The following is an 8,277-nucleotide window of genomic DNA, read 5'->3' on the forward strand; positions in this document are numbered from 1 at the left end:
GTTACCCGGACCCCGAGGGGCGCCCGTTCAGATCCCCCGCACCCGGACCGGACAGTCCACCAGCCCCTCCTCGCCGTCCCGCTCCACCACGACCCGCCCGCCCACCAGCCGCGTCGTGTACCGCTCGACCACCGCCGGCTCCCAGCCGTCCCCCACGTCACGCACCACCGAGCCGCCCCCGCCGGCCCCCTCCACCGGAGCCCACACCTCCAGAGCCGGCCCACCGTCCGCACCCCGCACCGGAATCACCGCACCGGCCCGCGCCAGCACCGGCACCCGCGACAGCGGCGCGTCGACCACCACCTGCCCCGGCCCGTCGTACACCGCGCCGCTCACCGTGTCGTACCACCGCCCCGCCGGCAGCCGCACCGACCGCGCCTCGACGCCCGGCTCCAGCACCGGCGCCACCAGGAGCGCGTCACCCAGCAGGAACGCGTCCTCGCACTCCCGCAACGCCCGGTCGCCGGGCGCCGCCCACCACAGCGGACGCACATACGGGGCCCCCGTCAGCCGGGCCAGCTGCGCCAGCGTCACCCAGTACGGGCGCAACCGCTCCCGCTCCGCCAGCACCTCCCGCGCACCGTCGAGCACCAGCGGACCGAACTCCCACGGCTCCCGGCGCCCCGCGTCGATCGCCGCATGCGTACGGAACAGCGGAAGATACGCCCCCAACTGGAACCACCGCAGATACAGCTCGGGCGACGGCGAACCACCGAACCCACCCACGTCAGGCCCCGAATACGGCACCCCGCACAGCCCGAGACCCAGCACCAGCGCCAGCGAGGCGCGCAGCCCCGGCCAGCCCGTCGTCACGTCCCCCGACCACGTCCCTCCGTACCTCTGCATCCCCGCCCAGCCCGACCGCGAGAACAGGAACGGCCGCTCCTCGGGCCGCAACCGGAGCAGCCCCTCGTAGCCGGCCCGCGCCATCGCGAGGCCGTACACGTTGTGGGCCTCCCGGTGATCACCGCCGCGCCCCTCCAACGCGTGCCGGGCCGAACGGGGAAGCGTCGGCTCACCGAACGCCGCGAACGACACCGGCTCGTTCATGTCGTGCCAGACACCGGAGAACCCCTGCGCCAGTCGCTCCTCGTACAGTCCGCCCCACCACTCGCGCACCCGCGGATCGGTGAAGTCCGGATACACGCACTCACCGGGCCACACCTCCCCGCGCACCACCCGTCCCCGGGCGTCCCGGACGAACGCACCCGAAGCGCCGACCGCCGCGCCGGTGTCGAAGACCGCGTTCCCCGGCGCCGCCGCCACCGCCGGGTCCACGATGGAGACGAGCCGCACCCCGTCCTCACGCAACTCCTTCGCCAGCCCCGGCAGATCGGGGAACCGCTCGCGGTCCACGGTGAACACCCGGTGCGCGTCGAAGTGGTCGATGTCCAGATGGAGCACCGACAACGGCAGCCCCCGCTCCCGGTACCCCGCGACGACCCGCCTCACCTCCCGCTCGCTCCCGAACCCCCAGCGGGCGTGCTGCGGGCCCAGCGCCCACGACGGTGGCACCGCCGGCGCGCCCGTCAGGGCCGACCACCCCTGGAGGACACGGGCCGGCGTGCCCACGACCACCCAGCAGCGCAGCGGACCTCCGTCCATCCGCACCTCGGAGGTCCCCGGCCGGTCATGGCCCGAGCCCGCCCCCTCCTCGCCCTCGCGCAGCGTCACCCGCCCCGACCAGGAGTTGTCGTGGAACGCCAGATGCGTCCCGGCGTCCGCGACGACCACCTGCACCGGCATCGTCAGATACAGCGGATCGTCCTCGGGCCCGAACCGGCCGCCCGGATCCGTGTTCCACAGCGCGTACGCACCGTCCCTGAGCCGGGGACCCGCGGCCCGCCCGCCCAGCCCGAAGAACCGTGCGTCCGCCGGAACCTCGGACCGCTGCACCCAGCGCGCCGGACCGCCCGCCACCGGCTCCCACCAACGGGGCGGCAGTTCCCGCCGGAGGACCACTCCGCCCGGCGTGCGCAACTCCACCGCACCGTGCCGCGAGACCACCACCGTCAGCCGCTCCGACACCACCTGCCAGCCGCCGTCCTTGTCCGGCTCCAGCAGCGCCCGCACATCGGCGTCGGGAGCGGCCCCCGGCAGTGCGTACGACGGCAGCGGCCCGGCGCCCTCCCACCCCCAGAAGACCGCTCCGCCCACCGCCACCCGGATACGCAGCTCCGAACGGGCGAACCTCACCACACCCCCGCCCGGCTCCGGTTCCGCACCCACCACGGGCCCCGGCACCCGCGCCCGCTCCGCACCGCGCGCAGGCAAGGCCCGGGCGTCCGCCCGCGCCCGGCGCCACGCCGAGCGCACCGTACGCAGCCCCTGCTTCGAACCGACCAACTTCACCGAGCGCACCAGGTCACGACCGTCCATGCGGCTCACCCTGCCACCCGGTGATCCAGGAACGGGTTCTGTTCAACTTCCGTTCACCCGTGGCCGGCCACGGGCGCGGCCGCGCACGGCGTGGCCGGACCACATATCGGGCGGCGCGGCCATGGGCGGGCAGCCCTGGTGCGAAGGACGATCACATGGCATCGTCCGTGGAGCCGCCTCACGCGCACACCCCAGCCCGTGCGCGCGACACACGCACACACCGCGTACCCGTACAGCCAGGGAGCCGCCCCATGACCACAGCAGCCGACGAAGCCCCCCTCTGGCAGCCCGGCCCCGCCCGCATCGCGGCCGCCGCCGTCACCCGCTTCCAGAGCTGGGCGGCCGAGCACCACGGAGCCCCGGCCGAGGGCGGCTACGCGAGCCTGCACCGCTGGTCGGTCGACGAGCTCGACACCTTCTGGAAGGCCGTCGCCGAATGGTTCGACGTCCGCTTCTCCACCCCGTACGAGACCGTCATCGGCGACCGCGCCATGCCCGGCGCCGAGTGGTTCCCCGGCGCCACCCTCAACTACGCCGAGCACGCGCTGCGGACCGCCGAGGACCCCCTGCGCGCGGACGCACCCGCCCTGCTCCACGTCGACGAGACCCACACCCAGGTCGCGGTCTCCTGGTCCGCACTGCGCCGCCAGGTCGGCTCGCTCGCCGCCGAACTCCGCGCCCTCGGCGTCACCCCCGGCGACCGCGTCAGCGGCTACCTCCCCAACATCCCGCAGGCGGTCGTCGCCTTCCTCGCCACCGCTGCCGTCGGCGGCGTCTGGACCTCCTGCGCCCCCGACTTCGGCGCCCGCAGCGTCCTCGACCGCTTCCAGCAGGTCGAACCCGTCGTCCTGTTCACCGTCGACGGCTACCGCTACGGCGGCAAGGAGCACCACCGCGCGGACACCGTGGCCGAACTGCGCCGCGAACTCCCCACCGTCCGCGCCGTCGTCCACATCCCGCTGCTCGGCACCGACGCACCCGAAGGCGCGCTCGACTGGTCCGCCCTCACGGAGGGGGACATCGAGCCCGTCTTCGAACAGGTCCCGTTCGGCCACCCGCTGTGGGTGCTGTACTCCTCCGGCACGACCGGCCTTCCCAAGGCCATCGTCCAGTCCCAGGGCGGCATCCTGCTCGAACACTTCAAGCAGATCGGCCTCCACTGCGACCTGGGCCCCGAGGACCGCTTCTTCTGGTACACCTCCACCGGCTGGATGATGTGGAACTTCCTCGTCTCCGGCCTCCTCACCGGCACCACCCTCGTGCTGTACGACGGAAGCCCCGGCCACCCGGACGTCAGCGCCCAGTGGCGCGTCGCCGAACAGACGGGCGCCACCCTGTTCGGCACCTCGGCCGCCTACGTCATGGCCTGCCGCAAAGCCGGCGTCCACCCGGGACGGGACTTCGACCTCTCCCGCATCCAGTGCGTCGCCACCACGGGCTCCCCGCTCCCGCCCGACGGGTTCCGCTGGCTCCACGACGAGGTGGCCGACGACCTGTGGATCGCCTCCGTCAGCGGCGGCACCGACGTCTGCAGCTGTTTCGCCGGCGCGGTCCCCACCCTCCCGGTCCACATCGGCGAACTCCAGGCCGCCTGCCTCGGCACGGATCTCCAGTCCTGGGACCCCGCGGGCGAACCGCTGACCGGAGAGGTCGGCGAACTCGTCGTCACCCGGCCCATGCCGTCCATGCCGATCCGCTTCTGGAACGACCCCGACGGCAGCCGCTACCGCGAGAGCTACTTCGAGACGTACCCGGGCTCCTGGCGGCACGGGGACTGGATCACCATCACGGACCGCGGATCCGTCGTCATCCACGGCCGGTCCGACTCCACCCTCAACCGGCAGGGTGTCCGCATGGGATCCGCCGACATCTACGAAGCGGTCGAGCGCCTCCCCGAGATCCGCGAATCCCTCGTCATCGGCCTGGAGGAGCCCGACGGCGGCTACTGGATGCCGCTGTTCGTCCACCTCGCCGAAGGCGCCGCACTCGACGACGACCTCCGCGACAGCATCAAGCGCACCATCCGCGAGAATCTCTCGCCGCGCCACGTCCCGGACGAGGTCATCGAGGTCCCCGGCATCCCGCACACCCTCACCGGCAAGCGCATCGAGGTTCCGGTCAAGCGCCTGCTCCAGGGAACCGCCCTGGCCAAGGCCGTCAACCCCGGCTCGATCGACAACCTGGAGCTCCTGCACTTCTACGAGAAGCTGGCCCGCGAGCGCCGCTGACGGAGGCCACTGTCAGTGCCCATGATTACGCTGAGTGAGCAATGTTCGACAGCGCACTGGGGGAATCATGGCGCAGACCAGGAACAAGCGGGCCGCCGTCCGCGGCCGGACCGGCACCACGATGCGACGCATGCTGCGCCGCGAAGCACCGAGCACCATCGGTCTCCTGACCGATGAACAGGACTTCGCGGCGATGCGGCGCTACCGCACATTCACCTTCGACGACCACTCCGCGTACCTGCGGGAGGTGGAAGGCCTGCTCAGGGCCCTCGCCGCACAGGGCATGCACACGACGGTCGCCCTCTTCGACCCCGAGGAGTACGCGGAATTCTGCGCCGAGTCGGGCATCGCACCCGACACACCGGCCGGCCGCAGCCGCTTCACCGCGGAGGTCGCGGCCTGCGGCGCCACCGTCGCGTACACCGGACAACCCATCGACACCCTGATCCCCCTCCTGGTCACCCGGGCGGTCCGGCAGGCCACCTGGGAGTACGCCACGATGCTCCTGGCCGGGCTCGGGGACTGCGCGGACTGCGGCGAGGACATCGGCCGCGCCGCCTTCGACCGCGCGTCCCATCTCCTGCTGCGCACCCTGGAGGCGGCCGGCCCCGGCACGCACCACCTGGTCTGCAGCACGCCCACGGAGAACGAGCAACTGCTCGCCGCCCTGCACACCGAGCGCGACACCACCGGCCCCGCACACCTCGATTCGGCGGAGGGCGCCGAGTTCACGACCGTGCTGGCCGTCGCCATCGCCCTCGAAAGCCGCGGGGGAGTCGTCCTGCGGACAAGCGCCCCTGGGACCGCGGACCGGGTCCACGGCTGGCGCCTGACCAACGGCAGCCTCGTTCCGCTCACCGCCGGGGAGGTGTTCAGCGCCTACTGCACCGACGCCGACACCGGTGACCCCGTCTCCCCGGAATCCGGCGTGGAGTACTGCGCGGGCTTCGACATCGCCGCCGACGCACCGGAGGCACACCGCTGACAGAGGGAAGGGGCTCCCCGCCGTCACTGGCGGGAAGCCCCTTCTCACACACCGCACGACCCCTCGGCCGCCCGCCCCGTCCTACTCGCCGGACAGCACGGCCTGCGCGGCGACGCGGGCCTCCTCGGCGGAGTCCGCAGCACGCGCGGCCGCCGCGGCACGCTCGCACTGGGCGAGCGTGTACTTCGCCAGCGTGCTGCGTACGTAGGGAATGGAGGCGGCCCCCATCGACAGCGACGTCACACCCAGACCGGTCAGGACACAGGCGAGCAGCGGATCGGAGGCGGCCTCACCGCAGACACCGCAGCTCTTGCCCTCGGCCTTGGCGGCATCGGCCGACAGCGCGACCAGATCCAGCAGCGCCGGCTGCCACGGGTCCTGCAGCCGGGAAACAGCGCCCACCTGACGGTCCGCGGCGAAGGTGTACTGCGCCAGGTCGTTGGTGCCCAGCGACAGGAACTCCACCTCCTGCAGCACCGAGCGCGCCCGCAGCGCGGCCGACGGGATCTCGACCATCGCGCCGAACTTCGCCCGCAGCCCGGCGGCCCGGCACGCGTCGGCGAACGCCTTGGCATCCGCACGGTCCGCGACCATGGGGGCCATGACCTCGAGGTAGACGGGAAGCCCCTCGGCCGCCTTCGCCAGAGCGGTCAGCTGGGTCCGCAGCACGTCGGGGTGATCCAGCAGACTGCGCAGCCCACGCACGCCCAGCGCCGGGTTCGGCTCGTCGGCCGGAGTAAGGAAGTCCAGGGGCTTGTCCGCCCCGGCATCGAGCACCCGCACCACGACCCGGCCTTCGGGGAACGCCTCGAGCACCGCGCGGTAGGCGGCGATCTGCTTCTCCTCGGTCGGTGCCTGCTTGCTGTCGTCGAGGAAGAGGAACTCCGTACGGAAGAGCCCCACCCCTTCCGCGCCCGCCGCGACGGCCGCCGGGACATCGCCGGGTCCGCCGATATTGGCGAGCAGCGGCACATGGTGCCCGTCGGACGTCGCGCCGGGACCGGTCGACGCGGACAGAGCCGCCTTGCGCGCCGCGGCGGAGCTCTCCATCTCCGCCCGCTTCTCGTCACTCGGCTCGACGAAGATCTCGCCGGTGCTGCCGTCCACGGCGATCACCGTGCCCTCGGCCAGTTCGCCGGCGCCGGGAAGCGCCACGACCGCGGGCACGCCGAGCGCGCGCGCCAGGATGGCACTGTGGCTCGTCGGCCCGCCCTCCTCGGTGACGAAGCCGAGGACCAGAGCGGGGTCGAGCAGAGCCGTGTCGGCCGGAGCCAGGTCCCGCGCGATCAGCACGTACGGCTCATCGCTGTCCGGCACACCCGGCATCGGCACGCCGAGCAGGCGCGCCACGATCCGGTTGCGCACGTCGTCGAGGTCGGCGACCCGGCCGGCCAGGTACTCACCGGCGCCGGCCAGCAGCGCGCGGTACGAGGCGAACGCGTCGTACACACCGCGCTCGGCGGTGCTGCCGACAGCGATGCGCCGGTCCACATCCGCGATGAGCTCGGGGTCCTGGGCCATCATGGCCTGGGCCTCCAGCACGTGCTGGGCCTCGCCCCCGGCCAGGTTGCCGCGGGCGACGAGGTCGGCCGCCACGGCCTCCACGGCCTGCCGGGCCCGCCCCTGCTCGCGCTCGGCCTCCTCGGCCGGGATCTGCTTGGCCGGCGGTTCGAGCACTGCCGTGCCCATGTGCCGTACCTCGCCGATCGCCACGCCGTGGCTCACGCCTACGCCTCGCAGCGTTGTCTGCATGTCACCCGTCTCCGGTTGTGCGGCGGACGATGCCGCCGCGGTGGATATCCAGTCGGCTGTCACTGCGCCGTCCGCGCTACTGCCAGCCGAACAGCGCGTCGCCGACCTTCACGTCGCCGTCCTCGACCACTTCGGACAGCGAGTCGGCGGTTGCTTCCAGCGCCACGACGGGGCACACCGGCGACTTGCCGGCGGCCTCGACCGCAACCGGGTTCCACCGGACGACGCCCTGGCCGCGGGTGACGGTGTCCCCCTTGTTCACGAGCAGCTCGAAGCCCTCGCCGTTGAGCTGGACCGTGTCGATGCCGAGGTGGGTCAGCACTCCGTGACCCTCGCTGTCCACGACCACGAAGGCGTGCGGGTGAAGGGAGACGACGATTCCGTCGACGGGTGAGACGGCCTCGGACGGCTCACGCACGGGGTCGATGGCGGTACCGGGACCCACCATGGCCCCGGAGAAGACCGGGTCGGGTACAGCGGCGAGCCCGATGGCACGTCCGGCAAGAGGGGACGTCACAGCGGTCATGGGGGGCCTCCCAGAGTGGAGCTTCGTCGGTGTCGCCGCGACTTGGAGGGGCGGCGTACTGCTGAGCAGCGTAAGTCATAAGAAGTCCCGGTTCCGCCCGAGTCCTGGTGGTTCGAGGACCTAGGGACGTACCGGAAACGATTTGCCTCGACTACCGGCAGCCTGTACTGTCGTACTCCTGCCTGGCCCCAACGCGACTATGAGTCGGGGGTCGGCGGCGACTTTCAAGCCCAGACCCTAACCCGAAATCGGGCACCCGTATGTCTGCGGGGGGCCGGTCAAGGTAAGTGCAAAGGCCTGATAGAGTCGGAATCGCCGGAAAGGGAAACGCGAAAGCGAAGAACTGGAAAGCGAGAAAAGCAAGACCCGCTTCGACCGGGAATCGGACACGAAAGAGTCTGATAGAG

General features: G+C 72.3%; 5 protein-coding genes. 2 read left to right on the forward strand and 3 right to left on the reverse strand.

Features of this window, described 5'->3' with window-relative positions; all coding sequences use genetic code 11:
- Positions 1 to 27: 27 nt before the first annotated feature.
- On the reverse strand, positions 28 to 2,379 hold the full coding sequence (locus ABZ454_RS34760) for a glycoside hydrolase family 31 protein (protein ID WP_359543521.1): 2,352 nt from the start codon (positions 2,377 to 2,379) through the stop codon (positions 28 to 30).
- Positions 2,380 to 2,630: 251 nt separating this feature from the next.
- On the opposite strand from ABZ454_RS34760, the gene ABZ454_RS34765 reads away from it, so the two are divergent.
- A complete protein-coding gene (locus tag ABZ454_RS34765) occupies positions 2,631 to 4,607 on the forward strand; it encodes an acetoacetate--CoA ligase (RefSeq protein WP_356325153.1) in 1,977 nt (658 codons plus the stop codon).
- A 67-nt stretch (positions 4,608 to 4,674) separates the two neighbouring features.
- Positions 4,675 to 5,592 carry a hypothetical protein gene (locus ABZ454_RS34770; RefSeq protein ID WP_356325155.1) on the forward strand — a complete coding sequence of 306 codons (918 nt, stop codon included), beginning with the start codon at positions 4,675 to 4,677 and terminating at the stop codon, positions 5,590 to 5,592.
- Between the two features lie 81 nt (positions 5,593 to 5,673).
- Here ABZ454_RS34770 and ptsP read toward each other — a convergent pair whose 3' ends face one another.
- Positions 5,674 to 7,344: a phosphoenolpyruvate--protein phosphotransferase gene (gene ptsP, locus ABZ454_RS34775; RefSeq protein ID WP_359543522.1), complete on the reverse strand. Its 1,671-nt coding sequence runs from the start codon at positions 7,342 to 7,344 to the stop codon at positions 5,674 to 5,676.
- Positions 7,345 to 7,420: 76 nt separating this feature from the next.
- Positions 7,421 to 7,870 (reverse strand): PTS glucose transporter subunit IIA, encoded by a 450-nt coding sequence (locus ABZ454_RS34780; RefSeq protein WP_356325159.1) that lies wholly within the window; start codon positions 7,868 to 7,870, stop codon positions 7,421 to 7,423.
- Positions 7,871 to 8,277: the final 407 nt, after the last annotated feature.

Origin of the sequence: Streptomyces sp. NPDC005803 (assembly GCF_040630435.1) — a bacterium.
In the GTDB taxonomy this organism is placed as follows: Bacteria; Actinomycetota; Actinomycetes; order Streptomycetales; family Streptomycetaceae; genus Streptomyces.

Bases quoted from the DNA above. Each gene is read 5' to 3' on its own strand.
- ABZ454_RS34780 (WP_356325159.1), bottom strand. From the start codon at position 7,870: ATGACCGCTGTGACGTCCCCTCTTGCCGGACGTGCCATCGGGCTCGCC.
- ABZ454_RS34770 (WP_356325155.1), top strand. From the start codon at position 4,675: ATGGCGCAGACCAGGAACAAGCGGGCCGCCGTCCGCGGCCGGACCGGC.
- ABZ454_RS34765 (WP_356325153.1), top strand. From the start codon at position 2,631: ATGACCACAGCAGCCGACGAAGCCCCCCTCTGGCAGCCCGGCCCCGCC.
- ABZ454_RS34760 (WP_359543521.1), bottom strand. From the start codon at position 2,379: ATGGACGGTCGTGACCTGGTGCGCTCGGTGAAGTTGGTCGGTTCGAAG.
- ptsP (WP_359543522.1), bottom strand. From the start codon at position 7,344: ATGCAGACAACGCTGCGAGGCGTAGGCGTGAGCCACGGCGTGGCGATC.